We start from the raw sequence: 20,258 nt of genomic DNA on the forward strand, positions 1-20,258 counted from the left end.
TAGTTACCCTGCTCCTTCTCGATCGATTCGGGGCTTCTGAACTCGGTCACGCCGTTGAACGTCGTCACCGTGACGTCGTACAGTCCGTCGTTGTCGTTCGCCATGGGTGATCCAGTTTCACGTGTTGATGGGCTTCAATTAAGATCGATTGAGACGATGATATCTCGCTCTCGTCCGATTCACCGCCCCTCACGACGGTCAGCGACCCACTGTCACGTAAGTCGGTACCGGCTCCTCAGGGCCGTGGCGGGTCGCCGTCGTAGGCGTCGTGATCGGTGAAGAAGTTCAGCATCGCGAACTTCACCTTCTCGGGTGTGACGTCGACGAACTCCGTCCGTTCCTCGGTGGGGAACGAGCTACGGACGCCGTAACGCCCCATGTCGCGGCTCTCGCGCGTGTACCGCCGGTCGAGGAGGAGTCGGACGCCGAAGTCGTCGGGCGACCGGATGACCCGACCGAGCGCCTGCCGCGTCTTCCGAACGGTGGGGATCTCGACGCCGTAGCGCCAGCCGGCCTCCGTTTCGGAGTAGGCGCGGTCGTATGCGTCCTGGACAGCCTCCATCCGCTCGGAGAGGTGGGGGTAGGGAACGCCGACGACCGCGACCGTCCGGGCGTCGTCGTCGTCGAAGCTCACCCCTTCGGCGAGGGTTCCCCACAGCGACGTGAAGAGCGCGCCGTCGTCGCTGGCGACGAGCTTCCGTCTGATCGCCTCGGTGTCGACGTCGGAGCCGTCGAGCCAGAGGTCGGTGTCGACCTGCCCGCGAAGCCGCTCGTAGTACCGCTCGGCCTCGGCGTACGAGGGGAAGAACGCGAGGGTGTTGCCGGGGGTGAACCGCAGCACGTCCGCGAGGGTGTCGGCGACGACCCGCTGGGTCTCGGGGTTGCCACGCTCGGAACTGAACAGCGGAGGGACGTCGACGGCGAGCGTCCGCCGGTTGGCCTCCGGGTACGCGAGCCCGTACGCCATCGTCTCGGGGTCGTCGAGGCCGAGGACGCCCTGTGTCACGTCGAACGGGCGGAGCGTCGCGCTCATCAGGACGGTCGCCGACACCTCCGAGAACAGCTCCGCCGTCACCGCCCGCGGGATGCAGGTGTACAGCTCCGCGCGGCCGTACACCTCGTCGGTGCCGCCGTCCCGCCGAACCGAGCACATCGGGTGCTGTCCGAAGTCGCCGCCCTCGTCCATCCACGCCGAGACGAACGCCGCCGCGGTCAGCGTCTGACACTCCCGGCGCGAGGTGGTCTCGCCACGTCTGTACGCCTCCTCGTACGCCTCGTCCAGCGACTCGCCCACCTGGTGCGCGAGGTCGAGTTCCGTCGCGATCCCGCTCCCCTCGTAGCGGTCCAGAAACCGAAGCGTCAGGTCGTCCCGGCGGTCGGCGTTCGCGATCGACAGGTCGTACCAGTTCTCGCCGACCTGCTCTCGTTCGCCGAACGCCAGCGTCTCCTCGTACGTCTCACGGAGCGCGTCGTAAAACGCGCGGAGGACGTTCTCGGCCGCCACCGCGCGGGAGTCGTCGGCCTCCTCGAGTTCCGACAGCGCCGACGCGAGCGTGTTCTCCGTCAGCGTCCGCGTCGCGTGGTCCCTGGCGGCGGATTCGACGTTGTGCGCCTCGTCGAACACCGTGATGACGTCCCCGGGGTCGCGGCCGAGCCACCGGAAGAACTGCTCTCTGATGAGCGGATCGAGGAGGTGGTGGTAGTTGCAGACGACAAGGTCGACCCCTTCCATCCCCTCTTTCAGGAGTTCGTAGCCGCACAGCCCCTCCCGGTCGGCGTGATCGTAGATCTCCCGCGGCGTCCGGACGTCGTCGAACAGCCACGAGAAGAACGCCCCCGTGTCGCGGGTCAGGTTCGCCCGGTAGTGGTCGCAGACGTTCCCGCTCTCGAACGACTGGCGCTCCGCCTCGAGCGTCTCGATCTCGTCGGTCACCGCCCCGTACGCGTCGCTCGCGGCCGCGCTCTCGCCACCTTCGCCCCCGTCGCGCATCTCGTCGAGCAGCGCGTCCGCCTGCTCGCGGAGTTCGTCGATCTCCGCTTCGGTTTCGACCAGTTCCCGCGTCGTGTCCCGGAGGGTCTGACACTCCCGGTAGTCGACGTCGATGTGACACATCGACGCCTTCCCCTGGAAGACGACCGCGCGGATCGGCTCTTCGCGGGTGATGGCCCGGGCGTCGGCGACGAACTGGCGCATCTGCTGGTGGACGTTCGTCGTGATGACGACCGTCTTGTCCTCCTGGCGGGCGTGTTCGAGCGCCGGCACCAGCGCCGACAGCGTCTTGCCCGTCCCCGGTGCGCCCTCGAAGAGGACGTCGCGTTCCTCGTCGAGGGCTTCGGCGATCCGCGCCATCGCCTCCGCCTGGTTCGGGTAGGGAGCGTCGTACGGGAAGAACCGCCAGTGATCGTCTGGCGACTCGTTCGAGGCTGCCACACCCGCTCTCGCGTCCCGATGGGCAAAAAACGCTCGCCACTAAGTCGTGGTACCACACGACAGGCACACCCCTCCGTTTCCGCTGGAAACCGCCTCCCGTCGTCGAGCGGTCAGCACCGTGTCGATGCTCGCACTCGCCCGGCCACCTACGTACCGAGCAGTCCGATGACGACCAGCAGCACGCAGAACCCGACGAAGAGGGCGACGCCCCAGAGGAACAGGCGGCGGACGAGCGGCGGGAACACCTCCAGTTCGACCGGGAGCGGGAGACTGTTGGAGTCCACACTGGCCCTGTGTCCCGGAGCGGTACGTGTCCTGGGACCACGCTCGCGAACCGGTCGTGTTCCCCGGCTCGGGCGAGCAACCAGGGCCAGGGTACCGGTAGTCCGCTTACCGGCGGTCCGTCCCTCGACCTCGCTGCAGGCGCGACCAGCCCCAGCCGACGAGCGCGAGGGCGGTGAACGTCGCCCCCGCCGACGCGGTCCAGACGGCACCCGTCGGCGCGGTGTGTGCGAGGAGGAGGCCCGCGGCCGGTGCGACCGTCCCCAGCAGGGTCGCGGCGCGCCACCCGGTCCGTCCCGCGAGCGCCGTCCCGACCGTCGCGCCGGCGAGCGCCAGCACCCCGAGCGGGAGGCCGGCGACGAACGCGACGAGGAGCGTCGCCGGGGGGAGGCCGTCCCCGAGAACGACCACGAGCGGCGGTCCGAGCGCCACGAGGGTAGCCGCCGCCCCGCTCGTGGCGTGGAACCGGACCGCCGCCGCGACCGACGCGGGGTCGATCGCGGGGTCGCCGTCGGCACCCACGCGACCGCTGGCGATCCCGACACCGCCCGGGAGGAGCAGGCCGACGTAGATCGATCCGACGGCACCGGCGGCGACCCCGAAGACCAGCGGTGCGTGGAGGGTGACGAACGCGACCGCGGGGGTGGTGCCGAAGGCCGCGGCGGTCGCTTCGACCGCCCGGCGGGACGTGGTCGTCAGCACGCCGAGATCCGCGACGACGGCGGCCGAGAGGGCAGTGACGAGGGCACCGAGCCCGACAGTTCCGAGGTGGAGGCGTCGACGGAGGGCAGTGTCCGCGAGGACTGACATGCCCCGACGTTCGGTGAGTGTCTACTCAGGTGTTGTGGTCTTCCCGTCGTCGGTGCGTTCTCGCTCCTCGTGATCGGTGCGTTCTCGCTCCTCGTGATCGGTGCGTTCTCGCTCCTCGTGATCGGTGCGTTCTCGCTCCTCGTGATCGGTGTTCCCTGCGACTTCGGCGGCTCGCGCGAACCCGGATTGATTACGGTCGGCCTCGATGGCCCGGTATGAGCGACTGGATCGACCTGACGCAGCCGCTCGACGAGACCTGTCCGACCCGGCCACCCGGGAGACCGGCCCCGGAGTTCGAGCAGTTCGCGTCGGTGGACGAGGACGGCTTCAACGCCACGCGACTCCACCTCGACACCCACTGCGGCACGCACATGGACGCCCCGACGCACTTTCTCTCCCCTGAGGAAGCCCGGACCATCGACGACGTGGGCGTCGACGAGATGCTCACGGAGGGCGTCGTGTTGAACGTCCGCGACCAGCCCCCGGCGACGGCGCTCTCCGTCGAGCGACTCCGCGAGGAAGCCGACCGTCGCGACCTCCAGTCGGGCGACTTCGTGCTCCTCGACTTCGGCAACCCGCCCGCGCCGACCGACCGCTACGTCCACGAGTACGCCTACCCCTCCGTCGAGGCCGCGGAGTATCTGGTCGACCGGGGGGTCGCCTGCGTCGCCACGGACGCGCTCGGCGTCGACGCGCCGGGAGCCACCATCGAGGAACACGCCGTCCACCGGACGCTCCTGCCGGCGGACGTCCGGATCGTCGAGGGGGTCGCCAACCTCGCCGCCGTCCCGGCCGGCCGCGTCGACGTCGTCTGCACCCCGATCCCGTACGCCGGGCGCGACGGCTCGCAGGTGCGGCTGCTGGTGCGTCCACGCGAAGAGTGAACACGACGGGACCGATCGAGAACGACGGGACCGACCGATACACCGAGCACGACGGGAGCTGGTGTCTCACGCCCGGTTTCCTCCCGCGAACGATCGGCTCCGGGATCACGGGGATCGGCCTCGAGAACGTGCCCGTGACGGGGCGTGCGTGTCAGCCGATCAGTCGTCGAGCAGTTCGACCAGCAGCCCGTTCTGGGCGTGCAGTCGGTTCTCCGCCTGGTCCCAGACCATCGCCCGGTCCGATTCGACGACGTCGTCGGTGATCTCCTCGCCGCGGTGGGCGGGCAGACAGTGCATCACCTTGGTCTCCGGCGTCGCGTGTGCCAGGAGGTCGTCGTTCACCTGGTAGCCGTCGAACGCCGCGAGCTTCTCCTCGCGTTCGTCCTCCTGGCCCATGCTGACGAAGACGTCGGTGTAGACGACGTCGGCGTCGGCGACCGCCGCCTCCGGCGTGGCGGCGACCACGGGTGCCGAGCCGAGTTCCGCCGCCCGGTCGAGCACCGACTCGCTCATCCCGTACCCCTCGGGCGTGGCGACGACGAGGTCGATCCCGACGAGCGCACAGCCGAGGACGAACGACTGGCCGACGTTGTTGCCGTCGCCGACCCACGCCACACGGACGTCGTCGAAGCCGAACGTCTCGCGAATTGTGAGGAGGTCGGCGAGCGTCTGACACGGGTGGGCGTCGTCGGTCAGCCCGTTGATGACGGGGACGTCGGCGTACGCGGCGAGTTCCTCGGCGTCGGCGTGGTCGAACAGCCGGGCCATGATCCCGTCGACGTACCGCGACAGCGCCCGCGACGTGTCCTTGATCGGCTCGCCGTGTCCGAGGTGGATGTCCTCGGGGCCGAGGAAGATGGCGTGCCCGCCCAGCTGCGTCATCCCCGTCTCGAACGAGACCCGCGTCCGCGTCGAGGGCTTCTCGAAGATCATCCCCAGCGTCTTTCTCGGGAGGCGCGTGTCGTCCGCGCCGGTCTTGAGTGCCGACGCGCGGTCCAGTACGGTGTGGACGTCGTCGACCGAGAGGTCGTCGATGTCGAGCAGGTGCGTGGTCGAGAGCATTCTCACTCCTCCGTCAGGCGCTCCGCGACGTCGATCAGCACCTCGACCGACGTGTCGAACTCCCCCAGTGGGAGGTGTTCGTCCGGTGCGTGGTCGAGGTCGGAGTCGCCCGGTCCGTACGTCACCATCGGGCAGTCCCACGCGTCGGCGTAGAGGTTCATGTCGCTCGTCCCCGTCTTGCGGAGCAACCGGGGCGAGCCGCCGACGTTGCGGATGGCGACGCGGAACGCGCGTGCGACCTCGGTGCGCGGCGACTCCATCACGGGTGGGATGGGTTTCTCCCAGTGGACCGTCCCCTCGACGAGTTTGGAGTCGGCGAGTTCGCGGAGTTCGTCGGCAGAGAGCGCCGGCGGAATGCGGAACTGCACCTCCATCGTCGCCTCGACGGAGAGGCCGTCCGCACCGAGACCGCCGTCGAAGCCGACCGGTTTGGTCGTGACCTGTTCGAAGATGGGTCGCCACTCGTCGGCCTCGAAGGCGCTCTCGACCGTGCGCCACCAGTCCATCGCCTCCTCGATGGCGTTCATGTCCGGCCGCGAGGAGTGACCCGACTCGGAGGTGGCGACGTACGTCCCGTCGAGGAAGCCCCGGTAGCCGAGCGTGATTCCCTCCCAGCCCGACGGCTCGCCGTTCACGACGGCCCCGGGTGCGTCGCGGTCCTCGCAGAGGAAGCGCGCCCCGGCGGAGGTGGTCTCCTCCTCGACGACGCCCGCGAACGACACGCCCGTCTCGACCGCGGCGGCGGCCATCGCCGCCAGCGGCCCCGTGGCGTCGACGCTTCCGCGGCCCCACAGCTCCCCGTCTTTCACCTCGACCGGGATGTTCCCCGGGACGGTGTCGATGTGCGACGTCAGCAGGACTGAATCGTCCGCCGGCGCGCGCACGTTACCCACCTCGTCGACGAACACCTCGCGGTCGTGGGCCTCGAAGAACTCGACGAGGCGCGCCGCGGCCGCCGCCTCGTCGCCCGACGGCGACGGCGTCGAGACGAGGTCGACCAGGAGTTCTCGTGCCTCATCCGCTATCCGCTTCCGGTGTGTGTTGGTGCTCATGTCATCACCTCTACGAGTGCCTCGACCAGCCGGTCGGCGTGCGTCTCGTCGATCGTGAGCGGGGGGAGGAGTCTGAGGACCGTCCGGCCCGCCGGGAGTGCGAGGATCCCCTCGTTCAGCGCGAGATCTCTCAGCAGGCGGTTCGACCCCCGCTTGACCTCGATGCCGATCATCAGGCCGAGTCCACGAACCTCCCGGATGGGGAGGTCGTGTTCCTCGGTCGCTTCCTCGATCTCGGCCCGGAGGTATTCGCCGACTCGTGCGGCGTTCCCGGGTACGTCTTCCTCGACGATGGTGTCGAGCGTCGCGTTCGCCGCCGCACAGACGACGGGCCCCCCGCTGAACGTCGAGCCGTGTTCGGGGTCGGCGTCGGCGATCCAGTCCGCACAGAGCGTCGCGCCGAGCGGCAGGCCGTTCGCGATCCCCTTCGCCGTGGTGAGCATGTCGGGGACGACGCCGGCACCCTCGCAGGCCCACAGGGTTCCGGTGCGGCCGACGCCGGTCTGGATCTCGTCGAAGACGAGCGCCGCACCTGCTTCTTCTGTCGCCTCGCGTGCCGTCCGCAGGTACTCCGCCGGGGCGGGGTGGATGCCACCCTCGCCCTGGACGGGTTCGAGGAACACCGCGGCGGTCTCGTCGTCGACCGCCGCCTCGAGCTCCTCGCTGTCGCCGTAGTTCACGAACTCGATCCCACCGGCGAGCGGCTCGAACGGTTTCTTGTACTTGTCCTTCCACGTCATCGCCAGCGCACCCATCGTCCGCCCGTGGAACCCCCGACGAGTAGCGACGATCTTCGATCGGCCCGTCGCGTTGCGGGCGAACTTCATCGCCGCCTCGTTCGCTTCCGTGCCCGAATTACAGAGCCAGACCTTGTCCAGCGACCGATTCTCGTCGGCGGGTCCGAGCGCCGCGAGCTTCTCGTACAGCTCCGTGCGCACGGAGTTCGGGTACGACGCCTGGACGTAGATCAGGTCGGCGACCTGTTGCTGGACCGCCTCGGTCACCCGCGGGTGGCCGTGGCCGAGTGCCGCCACGGCGTACGACGCGCCGAAGTCCAGATACTCGGTGCCGTCGTCGGTGTACAGGTACGGTCCCTCGCCGCGTTCGATCCGGATCGGCTTCTCGGAGAAGACGAAGCCGCTCACGTTTCCGTCCCCCCTGCTGCGTCGGTCGTCTCCGGCTCGATCGCGCTCCGCTGGATGTGGGTGCCGCCGCCGTCGAGCGCCGACGTGACGGGCCGGTCGGCGTTCGCGCTCGCGACGATCACTTCCCCGGCACCGCCGTCGAGCGCCTCCTCCGCGGCCATGACCTTCTTGCCCATGAACCCCTCGGCGGCGGCTTCGAGCGCCGCCCACTCCTCGGCGGTTTCGACCCGCGAGATGAGCGTCGCGGCGTCGTCGGGATCGGCGTAGACCCCCTCGACGTCGGTGAGGAGGACGAGCGTCGCGTCGAGCGCGCCCGCGACGGCCGCGGCGGCGCGGTCGGCGTCGGTGTTGACGGGTGTGCCGTCGTCACCGAGCATCGGTGGGCCGGTGACCGGTGTGTAGCCGTTCGACAGCAGCAACTCGAGCAGCGCCGTGTCGACCGCGTCGATCCGTCCGGAGTGTTCGCCGCGCTTGATCTTCTTCTTGCCGTCTTCGAGCACTCTGACCGCAGACTTGCGGGGCCCAGTGAGGAGGCCGCCGTCGACGCCGGAGAGCCCGAGCGCGTCGACGCCCTGTGCGCGCAGGCCGGCGACGAGGTCGGTGTTTACCCCCGACATCGCCATCGTGAACACCTCCATCGTCTCGGCGTCCGTGAACCGTCCCGTCACCCCCTCGGGCGTGTCGACGTAGGTGGGCTCGATACCCATGCGTTCGAGCGTCTCGTCGACCTTCGTCGAGCCGCCGTGGACGACGACCACGTCGTCGCCCGCCGCGACCAGCGAGGCGATGTCCGCCAGCGCCCCCTCGGGGTTCACGGCGCGTGCGCCGCCGATCTTGACGACGGTCGTCATCAGGGTGCCCCCACGGGGTGGAACCCCGTCGCGTCCAGTCCCGCCGTCTCCTCGAACCCGAGGGCGACGTTCGCGCCGTGGATCGCCTGTCCGGCCGACCCCTTCATCATGTTGTCGATGGCCGAGAACACCACGAGCCGTCGATTTTTGGGATCGAGTTCGAAGCCGACCTCGGCCATGTTCGTCCCGGCGACGACCTTCGGCTCGGGGTAGCGGTAGACGCCACCCCCGCCCGCGACCGTGCGCACGAACGGTTCGTCGGCGTACGATGCCCGATAGGCCTCCCAGAGGTCGCTCTTCGAGACCGGTGACGAGGGGAAGACGTGGCAGGTCGCCGAGGCCCCGCGGACCATGTCGACCGCGTGGGCGGTGAACGAAACGGAGAGTCCGAGGAACTCCTCGATCTCGGCCTCGTGACGGTGGCCCGTGGGCGCGTACGGCCTGACGATCCCCGACCGCTCGACGTGTGAGGAGGCGTCGCCGCCGCCCGCACCGCCCTCCGAGGAGCCGACCTTCACGTCGACGACGACCTGCTCGTCGCCCGCCATGATTCCCGCGTCGAACAGCGGCTTCAGTCCCAGCAGGGTGGCGGTGGCGTTACAGCCACCGGACGCGAGCAGGTCCGCCCCGGGGAGGTTCTCGCGGTTGAGCTCGGGCAGCGCGTACTCCGCCCGGTCGAGGTACTCGGGGCAGACGTGCCCGTCGTACCACTCGTCGTACTGCTGTTCGGTCGACAGTCTGAAATCGGCCGAGAGGTCGACGACCGTCTCCGCACTGTCGAAGAACGCGTCGATCTGCTGCATCGAGACGCCGTGGGGCGTCGCGGCGAACAGCACGTCCACGCTCTCGAGGTCCTCCGGCGACGAAAAGCGGAGATCCAGTTCCCGCAGGTTGGGGTGGACCCTGCCCACGGTCTTGCGGTCGTACGAGCGACTGGTCGCCTGTACCACCTCGAACTCGGGATGCTGTGTGAGGAGTCGGAGCAGTTCGCCGCCGGTGAACCCCGAGCCGCCGACGACGCTGGCGCGCAGTGTCATCTTACGCCGTCGCCTCCGTCTCCGCCCTGGCCCTTGTCTCGAGCCAGTCGACGACGCGTGCGGGCACGTCCACGTTGTCGCCGACCGCGTCGTTCAGCGCCTTGAACTCGACCGTGTGGTTCACTTCGTGGACGGTGTACTCGTCCCCGTTCTCGCCGACCTCCATGAGGTCCACTCCGAGGAGCCCCCCGCCGACCGCCTCGGAGGCGCGCTCGACGAGTTCGAGCGCCCGCTCGTCGAGCTCGAAGTTCGCGGTCTCGCCGCCTTTCGCGGCGTTCGTGAGCCAGTGCTCCGACGATCGCGTCATCGCGGCGATCGGCTCGCCGTCGACGGCCAGCACGCGGATGTCGCGCCCGGGCTTCTCGACGAACTCCTGGATGTAGAACACCTTGTGTTCGTAGTGGCCCAGCGTCGCCTTGTGTTCGAGGATGGCCTCCGCGGCGTCACGGGTGTCGATCTTCGCCATGAGCCGGCCCCACGAGCCCACGACGGGCTTGAGGACGCAGGGGTAGCCGAAGCGCTCGATCGACTCGAGCGCCGCGTCGGTGGTGAAGGCCACCTCGGTCGCCGGCGTGGGCACGCCCGCCGCCTCGAGCGCGAGGCTGTTGTTCACCTTGTCGGCGCAGAGCTGCGCCGTCTCCGAGCTGTTGACCACCTCGACGTCGTAGGCGTCGAGGAACCGCGTGATGTAGAGGCTCCGGCTCGTCGCCAGACACCGGTCGAGCACGACGTCGATCTCGTCGAACACCGGGGGCGCAGCCGAGATGTTGAACTGCTCCGCCCGGACGTCGATCTTCGTGACGTCGTGCCCGCGCTCGCGGAGCTCGGAGAGGAGGAGTTTCTCGTCGCGACGGATCCGGGAGTACAGCAGTCCAACGTGCACCGCTACTCTCCCCAGTCCTCTTCGAGCTCGGGCGCCTCCTCGAGGATCACGGGATCCAGGGAGACGACCTCCAGTTCGGCACCGCTCACGGGGCTGTCGATGATCTCGCCGACCTCGACGTCGGCCGGGAGCGTGATCTGTTCGCCGGTCAGCGGGTCCTCCGCCGTGATCTCCTGTGGCATCGTACTCTCATCTCTCCCACGCACGAACTTAAACCCATCGAACTTGTCACAAGAAATTAATGAATAGTCTGTCCTCTAATCGCACGACAGAACGCGACCGAGCGTCGAAATATACGAACCGTATCAGAAATGTAGTAGTTTGTCCCCTGGCGGGGACGGCGGCGGGAGCGGCGTAGCCGGGACGCGCCGCGTTCGGCGACCCGAGGCGACGTGGATCGGCTCAGACATAGCGCGCCACCTCGGTCTCGAGCGCGTCTTCGGCGTCGGCGAGCGCCGCCCGGCGTGCGTCGACGGTCGCGGCGTCCGCGTCGAGCGTCTCCTCGGCCGACGCGAGCGCCGACGCCACCGCGTCCGGTGCGGGACCACCCACGGAGTCGCGGCTGGCGACGCTCTGCGCGGGGTCGAGCGCACGTTCGACCGCCTCGCGGCTCACGTGGTCGAAGAGCGACTCGCCGAGCGTCTCCTCGGTGACCGAATCGAGCGTCGCGAGGTCCGGCGTGTCGCCTCCCGAGGTGGCTGTCGTTCCGTCGGCGGCAGCGGCCGCCCGCTCTTCGGCGGCAGCGGCCGCCCGTTCTTCGGCGGCAGCGGCCGCCCGTGCCACGATCTCGTGTGCCGTCCGGAACGGGAGGCCGGCCATCGCCAGCAGGTCGGCGACGCCCGTCGCGGTCGAGAAGCCCTCGCCCGCGGCCGCTTCGAGGGTCGTCTCGTCCCAGGTCGCGGTCGCGACCGCCCCCGCCGTGACCTCGGTTGCCGCCACGACGCTCTCGACGGCGTCGAACGCGTGGGGGTGGGCGTTCTGCAGGTCGCGGTTGTACGCTCTCGGCAGTCCCTTCAGCGTCGTCAGGAGCGCCGAGAGGTCGCCCGCGGCCTCGCCCGCCACGGACCGGACGAGTTCGAGCGTGTCGGGATTCTTTTTCTGCGGCATGATCGACGACGTCGACGAGTAGTCGTCCGCGAGGTCGACGTACCCCCGGTTCGCGTAGAGCACGAAGTCCTCCGCGATGCCCGACAGCGTCACCGCGTGGGTCGCCAGCGCGCTCGTCGCCTCGAGGAGGAAGTCCCGCGACGACGCGGCGTCCATCGCGTTCTCGACGAGGCCGTCGAACCCCAGCAGTTCGGCCGTGCGCTCGCGGTCGACGTCGAACGGGGTGCCCGCGAACGCCGCCGCGCCGAGCGGCGACTCGTTGACTCTCGCGTACGAATCGAGCAGCCGCCCCGTGTCGCGCGCGACGTTCGACTCGTACGACAGCAGGTAGTGCGCCACCGTCGTGGGCTGGGCGGGCTGGAGGTGCGTGTAGCCGGGCATCACCGTCTCGGTGTGGTCGGTCGCCGCGTCGACGAGCACGTCCCTGAGACGCAGGGTCGTCTCCGCGGCGTCGAGGAGGTCCTCGCGGAGCCGCCATCGTAAACAGGTCGCCACCTCGTCGTTGCGCGACCGGGCGGTGTGCATCCTCCCGCCCTCCGGACCCATCCGCTCGATGACTGCCGTCTCGATCGCCTCGTGGACGTCCTCACCCTCCGTGAGTGCGCCGTGGCCCGCGGCCTCGACTTCGTCGAGCGCCGCGAGAATCTCGCCGGCGACATCGTCGTCGACGATCCCCTGCTCGGCGAGCATTACCACGTGCGCGCGGTCGACCGCGAGATCGGCCGCGAAGATGCGGGCGTCGCCCGCGAGCGAGGAGAGAAAGCCCCGGGCGGGGCCGCCGCTGAAGCGGTCGCGGCGGACGGCGCTCTCCCCGGACTCGTCGCTCATCGGTCTACTCGTGCTCGTCCTCGTCGGCTCCGTCCGCACCGCCGTCCGTCACGGCCTCGGTCTTCTTCGCGGTCGCCGCGTCGTACGCCCGCTTGGCGAGGCGCTCCTGGAAGCCGTGGTATTTCGCCACCCCTGTCGCGTCGCTCTGTTCGATCCCCGCTTCGACGTCGGCGGAGTTGAACGAGGCGTGCGACTCCGAGTAAACCGCGAAGTCGGACTGGCGACCGACCGGGCGAGCCTGTCCGCCCTCCAGCTTCACGGTCGCAGTGCCGGTGACTTTCTCCTGCGTGACCTCGACGAACCCCTCGAGCGCCTGCACGAGCGGGCCAGAGATCAGCCCCTCGTACGCCTTCTCCGACCAGCGGTGGTCGATCTGCGTCTTGAACGAGCGCTCCTCCTTGGTGAGGACGAGGTCCTCGAGCGCCTCGTGAGCGTTCAGAAGCACCGTTGCGGCGGGGTGTTCGTAGTTCTCGCGCACCTTGAGCCCGAGCATCCGGTCTTCCATTACATCCGTTCTCCCGACGCCGTACGCGCCTGCGAGTTCGTTGAGGTGCTGGATCAAGGAGACGGGCTCCATCTCTTCGCCGTTCACCGCCACCGGAATCCCGTTGTCGAACGTGATCTCGACCAGCTCGGAGTCGCCCGACGGTGACTGGGTCCACTGGTAGATCTCCTCGGGCGGGACGTAGTTGGGGTTCTCCAGTTCGCCGCCCTCGACGGCGCGCGACCAGAGGTTCGTGTCGATGCTCCAGACTCCCTCGTTGCCGGCCTCCACGGGCAAGTTCTTCTCGGCGGCGTACTCGATCTCCCACTCGCGGGTGAGCCCGAGTTCGCGCACGGGCGCGATGACCTCTAAGTCAGAAGCGCGCCAGACGGCCTCGAACCGGAGCTGGTCGTTGCCCTTCCCCGTGCAGCCGTGGGCGAGGGCGTCGCAGTCGTGTTCCTCGGCGACCTCGAGGATCGCCTGTGCGATCACCGGCCGCGCGAGCGCGGTGCCCAGCGGGTAGCCCTGGTACGTCGCGTTCGCCTTCACGCCGCGGAAGCACGTCTCCGCGAACTCCCGCTTCGCGTCGACGACGTAGTGTTCGAGTCCGAGCGCTTCCGCCGTCTCCTCGGCCTCCGCGAACTCCGCCTCGGGCTGGCCGACGTCGACCGTGACCCCGATTACCTCGTCGTGTCCGTACTCCTCCTCCAACAGGGGGACACAGACCGTCGTGTCCAGGCCGCCGGAAAACGCGAGTGCGACGCGTGTCATGTACTTCGAACGAGCGGCGTTCACGGGCTTAAATTTGTTGTTTTAATCCGTGAAAGAAACGGTCAGAGATGCCTATAGGCGACACAAGTGTCGTTGAAGTCGTGTGAGCGGGTCGCGGGGTGAGTAGTAGTAGTGGGCCTAACGGCCCGGTCGTCGCGGTCGTCGGACACCCTCGACGGACACAGCGCGGACTCCCCAAAGAGCGTGCGTGGGAGCGAGAGCCCGCGTCATCGTTCCTATGTTCTCCCTTCGCGCTACTAAAACGTTGCGAGACGCGCGTGGTCGGGTTCAGTGTCCGGCTGTACTGGTCACGAGCCACTGGTCGGGGCGGTTCGAGACCCCTCTGTGTCCGTGCGTCACGCGCTCCGGCTGTGTTCACCACCGAACCGACGACGAGGTCCGACGCGTTCAGTAGTACGCACGGTCTCGCTCCCGAACGCGAATCCAGTCTCTGACCGACCGTCTCCAACACGGGCCCGCACTCCCCGGACCGTCGTAGTCACCGGCAGTTCCGGCCACGCACACCTATCTTTACGTCACGTGGGGTCTGAACGGAAGCCACGCATGTCCGACGACGATTCTCTGCCCGGATTCAACACTCGCAGTCTCCACGCTGGCCAGGACCCCGATGCCGCCACCGGTGCACGCGCTCCGCCCATCTACCAGACGACCTCGTACGTCTTCGACGACGCGGACGACGCCGCCGCGCAGTTCGCGCTCGAGGCTGAGGGGTACATCTACTCACGGCTGATGAACCCTACGCTCGAGATGCTCCAGGGACGGATCGCCGCCCTGGAGAACGGCATCGGTGCCGCGGTCACGTCCTCGGGGATGGCCTCGCTGGACCTCGCGACGTTCCTTCTCGCCGAGGCGGGCGACAACATCGTCACCGCCTCCTCGCTGTACGGCGGGACGTACACCTACTTCACCCACACCGTCGAGCGACGGGGCGTCTCGACGCGCTTCGTGGAGACGCTCGACTACGACGCCTACGCCGGGGCGATCGACGACGACACCGCCTACGTCCACCTCGAGACCATCGGCAACCCCGCGCTGGACACACCCGACATCGAACGGATCGCCGACATCGCCCACGACCACGGCGTCCCGCTGTTCGTCGACAACACGTTCGCGACCCCGTACCTCTGCACCCCGCTCGACCACGGCGCAGATCTCGTCTGGGACTCGACGACGAAGTGGCTCCACGGGGCTGGCTCGACTGTCGGCGGCGCGCTCGTCGACGGCGGGTCGTTCCCCTGGAGCGAGCACGCCGAGAAGTACTCCGAGATCGCCCAGCCGAACCCCGCGTACCACGGCGTCAACTTCGCCGAGACGTTCGGCGACGCCGCCTTCACCTACGCCGCGATCGCTCGCGGCCTCCGCGATCTGGGGAATCAGCAGTCGCCGTTCGGCGCGTGGGTCACGCTCCAGAAACTGGAGTCCTTTCCCCTTCGAATGGAGAAACACTGCGAGAACGGTCAGATCGTCGCGGAGTTCCTCGACGACCACCCCGACGTCGCGTGGGTCAACTACCCCGGACTGGAGAGCCACCCGACGCACGACATGGCCTCGAAGTATCTCGACGGCGGCTACGGCGGCATGATCACGTTCGGGCTGGACGGCGGCTACGACGCCGCGAAAGGCACCGTCGACGGCGTCGAACTCGCCTCGCTCCTGGCGAACGTCGGCGACGCCAAGACGCTGGTCATCCACCCCGCCTCGACGACGCACCAGCAGCTCACCGAGGAAGAACAGGAGGCCGCGGGCGTCACCCCCGACATGGTCCGGCTCTCCGTCGGCATCGAAGACCCGGAGGACATCCTCGCGGACCTCGACGAGGCCATCTCCGAGGCGTCCTGACCGCGACTCGGGCTCGATTCGCGGTCGCGGTTCTCGTCGGTAGCTCGCGGTCGTGGTCGCGGTTTCCACGGACGAACCGGCCACGTCGTCGGGATTCGCTGGTCCGACTGCGCGGCTGCGCGCCGGATCCCGCCCGGCGAATCGCGTATCAATATCTTATTACTCGCCCGGCCGAGTAGCCACGAGCAGTGACTTCGATCCCGTTGCTGCTTCTCGTCGGAGTAGCCGTCGCGGCGTTCGTCGGTTTCAACATCGGCGGCTCGAACACGGGCGTCGCGTTCGGGCCGGCCGTCGGGAGCGGTGCGGTCTCGAAAATCGGTGCCGGCGTCCTCATGACCGTCTTCGCCTTCCTCGGCGGCTGGACGGTGGGCCGGCGGGTCGTCACGACGCTGGGTTCGAACCTCGTCGTCGGCGATCCGTTCACCCTGCCGGTGAGCATCGGGGTGCTCTTCTTCATCGGCGGCGCGCTGTTCGTCTCGAACGTCTTCGGGGTGCCCGCGTCGACATCGATGACCGCCGTCGGTGCCATCGTCGGGCTCGGTCTCGCCCGGGACGCGCTGGCGACCGACCTCGTCCTGGAGATCGTCTCGTGGTGGATCGTCGCTCCCCTGGTGGCGTTCTGGGTCAGCGGCGTCGTCGGCCGCTACGCGTACGACGCGATCGACGAACGGCTCGCGCTCGGCAGCGCCGAGGGGTCGATGCTCGCCGTCGACCGGTCGGGGACGGTTCCGACGCCCCGACTCGACGACGACACGACCCGACGCGAGGCGACCGGCGTCGTGCTCGTCGTCGGCATCGCCTGTTTCATGGCCTTCTCGGCGGGGGCGTCGAACGTCGCCAACGCCGTCGCACCGCTGGTGGGTTCGGGCCAGCTGTCGATGAACGCGGGGATCCTCCTCGCCGCAGGCACCATCGGCGTCGGTGCCCTCACGATCGCCCGGCGGACGCTCGACACGATGGGCGAGGGGCTCACCGAGCTGCCGCTGGCGGCCGCGCTCGTCGTCGCCGTCGTGAGCGCGAGCCTGGTGACGGCGCTGTCAGCCATCGGCATCCCCGCCAGCTTCGTCGTCATCGCCACGATGAGCACCGTCGGGCTGGGCTGGGGCCGGGCGACCCGTGCTGAGGGCGAACTGCTCGTCGAGGCCGACGACGTGGTCGAGGGGATGACGGAACCCGATGTCGCGGTCGACGACCTCTACCGACCCTGGGCGACGCTCCGCGTGGTCGTGCTCCAGAACGCCGTTCCGGCCGTGGCGACGGTCGGTGCGTATCTCCTCTTCTCGGTCTGGTGAGCGGGAGCTCGACTCCGTCCGGTTCCCACACCTGAGCAGGCTGCTCCCTGCGTCCGCTCGCGCTCGCCGCTGCGACGCGTCTCGACTCGTCCCGCCGGACCTGGCCGAACGACAACGCACTAAACCCCCGGGAGACAAGCCTCGCCGTGTTCTCGCTCCTCCTGATCGTCGGCGTCGGGGTGGCCGTCTTCGTCGGCTTCAACATCGGTGGCTCCTCGACCGGCGTCGCGTTCGGGCCGGCCGTCGGGAGTGACGTCGTCTCGAAACTCGCCGCAGCCGGGCTCATGACCGCGTTCGCGCTCCTCGGCGGGTGGACCGTCGGCCGCGAGGTCGTCGAGACGATGGGCGGGCAGATCGTCCCACCCGACGCGTTCACGCTCGCCGCGAGCGTGGGAGTGCTCTTCTTCGTCGGCGTCGCGCTCCTCATCTCGAACGTCTTCGGGGTGCCCGCGTCGACGTCGATGACCGCGGTCGGCGCTATCGCCGGTCTCGGCGTCGCGACCGGAACGCTCGACGAGGGGGTCATGCTTGAGATCGTCTCGTGGTGGATCGTCGCCCCAGTACTCGCCTTCTGGCTCTGTGCAGTCATCGGCCGCTACGTCTACCCGTACCTCGACGCCCGCGTCTCGCTCGATCGGTCGGACGGGCCGCTGCTCGAACTCGACCGATCCGGTATTCCACGGCTCCGGCTCGGCCCCGGGACGACGCCGCGCGAACTCGGAACCGTCGTGCTGGTCGCGGGCATCGCCTGTTACATGGCCTTTTCGGCGGGGGCGTCGAACGTCGCCAACGCCGTCGCCCCGCTCGTCGGCTCCGGGGCGCTCAGCATGAACACGGGCATCCTCCTCGCCGGAGGCGCGATCGGTCTCGGCGCGTTCACCATCGCCCGGCGGACGCTCGACACCGTCGGCAACGATCTCACGGAACTCCCGCTCCTGGCAGCGCTCGTCGTCGAGACCGTGAGCGCGACGTTCATCTCCGTTCTCTCGGCCATCGGTATCCCGGCGAGTCTGGCCGTGTCGGCGACGATGTGTATCGTCGGGCTCGGCTGGGGACGGGCGACACGGACGGTCACGCTGGGCGAGGCCGTGCGTGGCGAGTCGCCGCAGCTGTCGGTCAACGCGCTCGCGGCCGAGCCGGCCGACGAGGTCACACCCATCGGCGAACCCGAGGAGTCGCTCACTGCCCACGACCTGTTCAACCCCGGGACGACGGGACGCATCATCTTCTTCTGGCTCCTCACTCCGACCGTGTCGGCGGTGACGTCGTACCTGCTCTTCTCGACGGTGCCGCTCTGAGCACACGTCGACCGGGACCGTGTGCATCTGCCCATCCAACCGGGTTTTGGCCGGCCAAAACCGGAGACGGCGGCGGAAAAATCGAAACAGAACAGCAAAGCCTAATGACGTGGCCTCCCAACTCTCGGCCGAGATGCCCACGGTAGAATACCTCAACTACGAAGTGCTCGACGACAACGGCTGGGACATGGACGACGACGACCTCTTCGAACAGGCCGCCGACGCCGGCCTCGACGACGAGGATTACGGCTCGCTGGAGGTCAACCAAGGCGAGTACATCCTCGAGGCTGCCGAGGCACAGGGCTACGACTGGCCCTTCTCGTGCCGTGCGGGCGCCTGTGCGAACTGCGCCGCGATCCTCACGAAGGGCGGGATCGACATGGACATGCAGCAGATCCTCTCCGACGAGGAAGTCGACGAAAAGAACGTGCGGCTGACCTGCATCGGCACCCCCACCGAGGACGAGGTCCAGATCGTCTACAACGCCAAGCACCTCGACTACCTGCAGAACCGCGTCATCTAACGAACGCGGTCAACCAGGCGTTCAACGCCAGGACGCTGTCAGAGAGGGCCGCCAGAAATCGATTCTCCATATTTCACCGGACTCGAACGATCTACGGAGTGTTCGGTACCCCGACCGAGATCGCGTTAAGTTACGCAGTAATGGACGTACGACGGACGGATTGAGCGGTATCGGAAGATCTCGGTCTTTTACGCGTATGTAGGGCACCGACACGATTCGCTTGCCGACGAAGCGAGGAGTGAATGTTCGGCGGATCAGTTGTTGTATCGGTGAACATACTTTCCATCGTTCATCACTAGACAACGAGGCAACCGATTCTCGAGTCAACGCGATCTGGAACCCTGGCTACTGACGGAGTTCGCGTATCAACTCTGGAGTAAAACGTCTACCGGACACTGGCTGCTGCAAGTCATTACCGGTCGCCCGATCGACCGGTAAACAGTTACAGCAGTCAGTATGAGAGGATTATCGGTTCACCACAACCGACCGTGGGAGGATCCGATTCGGTGGAACTCAACCGGTTGAGTACACTGGTGAGTCCTGAGGGTAATCGCCCAGTAGACTCGGGAGGAATACGATCGTATAGAGTCCGAGAACCGCAGTAGCGATAGTCTCACTGTACAAAGGGAGCGTATCGAACGGTTCCCCGAGCGAGAACGCCCAAATAACTAACGTGACGAATGAAAGAGTCATGTGACTAATGCGACGATCGTCGAGCTCGTGTGGTAACTTACGGATGTCTGTGAGGAAGTAACGAGTCGGGTCCGGGCTCGTTCGACGAACGAGAATAATGAACGCACCGACCAGCAGTAGCGCAAAGAACGCCCAGTAGACAGTGATATTTACTTCGGTCGGATTCGGGTCGAACAGCGATTTAACGAACATCCATCCGACGATGATCCGTATCGGAACCGTCCGACTGACTTGATCTATGGGCGAAGCCGCGGTAGGCTGTAATACGTGTGGAACTCCCTGAGGTCGTGTGTGATCTCGCTTCGTCTCGGCAGCCTTCTCAGGACCACCCCCATCTGTTTGGAAATCTTCGTCGCTGTGAAGCGAATCCCGCATTGACTCCTCGACTGTTTCTCCGAGACTTTTATGGATTCTGTCAACTATCTCGTCGATGTCCATCCGCGTGGATGTTACATAATCGGTTTCGATGACCGTTCCCTCTACTTCGACAGTAACCGAGATGACCTGTTCTTGTGACGGTTCATGCTCCTCATCGGCTTCGACCGGAGATCCGCCACCTCTCCAGTCGTCGTCGTGTTTCCGTATGATTCGAGTGTATACCCAATACAACAATGCAACTGTCGCGGCCGCGTTTTGGACGGGTGTTGATTGAAACGCTCCGACAACAATAGGGAGTAACTGATCAGGACCGATCTGAGAAATCAAATCAATGACTAATATCACGGCGTAACCGAGAATCGACAACAATAGGGCCGCGATAATTGAAACACCAACAAGAGTTTTCCGCTTCTCTTTTATATATCGAACCACTGAATCGAAATCCGGGATGAGTGTCGATAGTAGCATGGCTAAATGTTCTCATGCCAACTGAAAAAATATGACTCGCTTGTCTGGCTTGGTAGTCGGTCGTCCGGGACACCCCGACTATCAGAGGAATCGATGACGGACCAGATGGTTGGCCGCGG

The 20,258-nt window shown here is 67.3% G+C and carries 19 protein-coding genes; 6 read left to right on the forward strand and 13 right to left on the reverse strand.

Annotated features, from left to right (window positions below):
* Window positions 1-235: 235 nt before the first annotated feature.
* The 3 genes from FZP69_RS01005 to FZP69_RS01010 form a co-directional block, all read right to left on the reverse strand.
* On the reverse strand, window positions 236-2,431 hold the full coding sequence (locus tag FZP69_RS01005; RefSeq protein ID WP_152039538.1) for an ATP-dependent DNA helicase: 2,196 nt from the start codon (window positions 2,429-2,431) through the stop codon (window positions 236-238).
* A 146-nt stretch (window positions 2,432-2,577) separates the two neighbouring features.
* The gene (locus FZP69_RS22235) at window positions 2,578-2,715 is read right to left on the reverse strand and encodes a hypothetical protein (protein ID WP_192918412.1); all 138 of its coding nucleotides are present in this window, start codon (window positions 2,713-2,715) and stop codon (window positions 2,578-2,580) included.
* A gap of 106 nt (window positions 2,716-2,821) precedes the next feature.
* Window positions 2,822-3,523: a hypothetical protein gene (locus FZP69_RS01010; RefSeq protein ID WP_152039539.1), complete on the reverse strand. Its 702-nt coding sequence runs from the start codon at window positions 3,521-3,523 to the stop codon at window positions 2,822-2,824.
* A 69-nt stretch (window positions 3,524-3,592) separates the two neighbouring features.
* On the opposite strand from FZP69_RS01010, the gene FZP69_RS22240 reads away from it, so the two are divergent.
* Together FZP69_RS22240 and FZP69_RS01015 are read left to right on the forward strand one after the other, a co-directional pair.
* Window positions 3,593-3,742 carry a hypothetical protein gene (locus tag FZP69_RS22240; RefSeq protein WP_192918413.1) on the forward strand — a complete coding sequence of 50 codons (150 nt, stop codon included), beginning with the start codon at window positions 3,593-3,595 and terminating at the stop codon, window positions 3,740-3,742.
* The gene (locus FZP69_RS01015) at window positions 3,739-4,407 is read left to right on the forward strand and encodes a cyclase family protein (RefSeq protein WP_152039540.1); all 669 of its coding nucleotides are present in this window, start codon (window positions 3,739-3,741) and stop codon (window positions 4,405-4,407) included. Before FZP69_RS22240 ends, FZP69_RS01015 begins: the two co-directional genes overlap by 4 nt.
* A gap of 159 nt (window positions 4,408-4,566) precedes the next feature.
* Here FZP69_RS01015 and argF read toward each other — a convergent pair whose 3' ends face one another.
* The 9 genes from argF to FZP69_RS01060 all read right to left on the reverse strand — a co-directional run bounded on the left by argF (window position 4,567) and on the right by FZP69_RS01060 (window position 13,627).
* Window positions 4,567-5,469: an ornithine carbamoyltransferase gene (gene argF, locus FZP69_RS01020; protein WP_152039541.1), complete on the reverse strand. Its 903-nt coding sequence runs from the start codon at window positions 5,467-5,469 to the stop codon at window positions 4,567-4,569.
* Between the two features lie 2 nt (window positions 5,470-5,471).
* On the reverse strand, window positions 5,472-6,521 hold the full coding sequence (locus tag FZP69_RS01025; RefSeq protein WP_152039542.1) for a [LysW]-lysine hydrolase: 1,050 nt from the start codon (window positions 6,519-6,521) through the stop codon (window positions 5,472-5,474).
* Window positions 6,518-7,666 (reverse strand): aspartate aminotransferase family protein, encoded by a 1,149-nt coding sequence (locus FZP69_RS01030; RefSeq protein WP_152039543.1) that lies wholly within the window; start codon window positions 7,664-7,666, stop codon window positions 6,518-6,520. The genes FZP69_RS01025 and FZP69_RS01030 overlap by 4 nt, the downstream gene beginning before the upstream one ends.
* Complete coding sequence (locus tag FZP69_RS01035; protein WP_152039544.1) at window positions 7,663-8,517, reverse strand: acetylglutamate/acetylaminoadipate kinase; 855 nt, start codon at window positions 8,515-8,517, stop codon at window positions 7,663-7,665. Before FZP69_RS01035 ends, FZP69_RS01030 begins: the two co-directional genes overlap by 4 nt.
* Entirely contained in the window at window positions 8,517-9,554 is a 1,038-nt protein-coding gene (gene argC, locus FZP69_RS01040) for an N-acetyl-gamma-glutamyl-phosphate reductase (protein WP_152039545.1), read from the reverse strand. Before argC ends, FZP69_RS01035 begins: the two co-directional genes overlap by 1 nt.
* A 1-nt stretch (window position 9,555) precedes the next feature.
* Window positions 9,556-10,437, reverse strand: coding sequence for a lysine biosynthesis protein LysX (gene lysX / locus FZP69_RS01045; protein WP_152039546.1), 882 nt, complete (start codon window positions 10,435-10,437; stop codon window positions 9,556-9,558).
* 2 nt (window positions 10,438-10,439) lie between these two features.
* Window positions 10,440-10,619 (reverse strand): lysine biosynthesis protein LysW, encoded by a 180-nt coding sequence (gene lysW, locus FZP69_RS01050; RefSeq protein ID WP_152039547.1) that lies wholly within the window; start codon window positions 10,617-10,619, stop codon window positions 10,440-10,442.
* Between the two features lie 220 nt (window positions 10,620-10,839).
* Window positions 10,840-12,372, reverse strand: coding sequence for an argininosuccinate lyase (argH, locus tag FZP69_RS01055; RefSeq protein WP_152039548.1), 1,533 nt, complete (start codon window positions 12,370-12,372; stop codon window positions 10,840-10,842).
* A gap of 4 nt (window positions 12,373-12,376) precedes the next feature.
* On the reverse strand, window positions 12,377-13,627 hold the full coding sequence (locus tag FZP69_RS01060) for an argininosuccinate synthase (protein WP_152039549.1): 1,251 nt from the start codon (window positions 13,625-13,627) through the stop codon (window positions 12,377-12,379).
* A gap of 564 nt (window positions 13,628-14,191) precedes the next feature.
* Here FZP69_RS01060 and FZP69_RS01065 point away from each other — a divergent pair.
* From FZP69_RS01065 to fer, 4 genes are all read left to right on the forward strand, one after another.
* Window positions 14,192-15,487, forward strand: coding sequence for an O-acetylhomoserine aminocarboxypropyltransferase/cysteine synthase family protein (locus tag FZP69_RS01065; protein WP_152039550.1), 1,296 nt, complete (start codon window positions 14,192-14,194; stop codon window positions 15,485-15,487).
* A 188-nt stretch (window positions 15,488-15,675) separates the two neighbouring features.
* The gene (locus FZP69_RS01070; RefSeq protein WP_240137411.1) at window positions 15,676-16,779 is read left to right on the forward strand and encodes an inorganic phosphate transporter; all 1,104 of its coding nucleotides are present in this window, start codon (window positions 15,676-15,678) and stop codon (window positions 16,777-16,779) included.
* A gap of 146 nt (window positions 16,780-16,925) precedes the next feature.
* Window positions 16,926-18,077 carry an inorganic phosphate transporter gene (locus FZP69_RS01075; protein ID WP_152039551.1) on the forward strand — a complete coding sequence of 384 codons (1,152 nt, stop codon included), beginning with the start codon at window positions 16,926-16,928 and terminating at the stop codon, window positions 18,075-18,077.
* Between the two features lie 133 nt (window positions 18,078-18,210).
* Window positions 18,211-18,600 carry a ferredoxin Fer gene (gene fer, locus FZP69_RS01080; RefSeq protein ID WP_152039552.1) on the forward strand — a complete coding sequence of 130 codons (390 nt, stop codon included), beginning with the start codon at window positions 18,211-18,213 and terminating at the stop codon, window positions 18,598-18,600.
* A gap of 513 nt (window positions 18,601-19,113) precedes the next feature.
* Here the strand turns inward: fer and FZP69_RS01085 are convergent.
* Window positions 19,114-20,139: a hypothetical protein gene (locus FZP69_RS01085; protein WP_152039553.1), complete on the reverse strand. Its 1,026-nt coding sequence runs from the start codon at window positions 20,137-20,139 to the stop codon at window positions 19,114-19,116.
* Window positions 20,140-20,258 lie beyond the last annotated feature (119 nt).

It is taken from the genome of Salinigranum salinum (assembly GCF_009176545.1).
Lineage (GTDB): Archaea > Halobacteriota > Halobacteria > Halobacteriales > Haloferacaceae > Salinigranum > Salinigranum salinum.

Excerpts from the sequence above, each read along its gene's own strand:
- fer (WP_152039552.1), top strand. The coding sequence starts at position 18,211 with ATGCCCACGGTAGAATACCTCAACTACGAAGTGCTCGACGACAACGGC.
- FZP69_RS01065 (WP_152039550.1), top strand. The coding sequence starts at position 14,192 with ATGTCCGACGACGATTCTCTGCCCGGATTCAACACTCGCAGTCTCCAC.
- argC (WP_152039545.1), bottom strand. The coding sequence starts at position 9,554 with ATGACACTGCGCGCCAGCGTCGTCGGCGGCTCGGGGTTCACCGGCGGC.
- argF (WP_152039541.1), bottom strand. The coding sequence starts at position 5,469 with ATGCTCTCGACCACGCACCTGCTCGACATCGACGACCTCTCGGTCGAC.
- FZP69_RS01060 (WP_152039549.1), bottom strand. The coding sequence starts at position 13,627 with ATGACACGCGTCGCACTCGCGTTTTCCGGCGGCCTGGACACGACGGTC.
- FZP69_RS01010 (WP_152039539.1), bottom strand. The coding sequence starts at position 3,523 with ATGTCAGTCCTCGCGGACACTGCCCTCCGTCGACGCCTCCACCTCGGA.
- lysW (WP_152039547.1), bottom strand. The coding sequence starts at position 10,619 with ATGCCACAGGAGATCACGGCGGAGGACCCGCTGACCGGCGAACAGATC.
- FZP69_RS01085 (WP_152039553.1), bottom strand. The coding sequence starts at position 20,139 with ATGCTACTATCGACACTCATCCCGGATTTCGATTCAGTGGTTCGATAT.
- FZP69_RS01015 (WP_152039540.1), top strand. The coding sequence starts at position 3,739 with ATGAGCGACTGGATCGACCTGACGCAGCCGCTCGACGAGACCTGTCCG.
- FZP69_RS01025 (WP_152039542.1), bottom strand. The coding sequence starts at position 6,521 with ATGAGCACCAACACACACCGGAAGCGGATAGCGGATGAGGCACGAGAA.
- FZP69_RS01035 (WP_152039544.1), bottom strand. The coding sequence starts at position 8,517 with ATGACGACCGTCGTCAAGATCGGCGGCGCACGCGCCGTGAACCCCGAG.
- argH (WP_152039548.1), bottom strand. The coding sequence starts at position 12,372 with ATGAGCGACGAGTCCGGGGAGAGCGCCGTCCGCCGCGACCGCTTCAGC.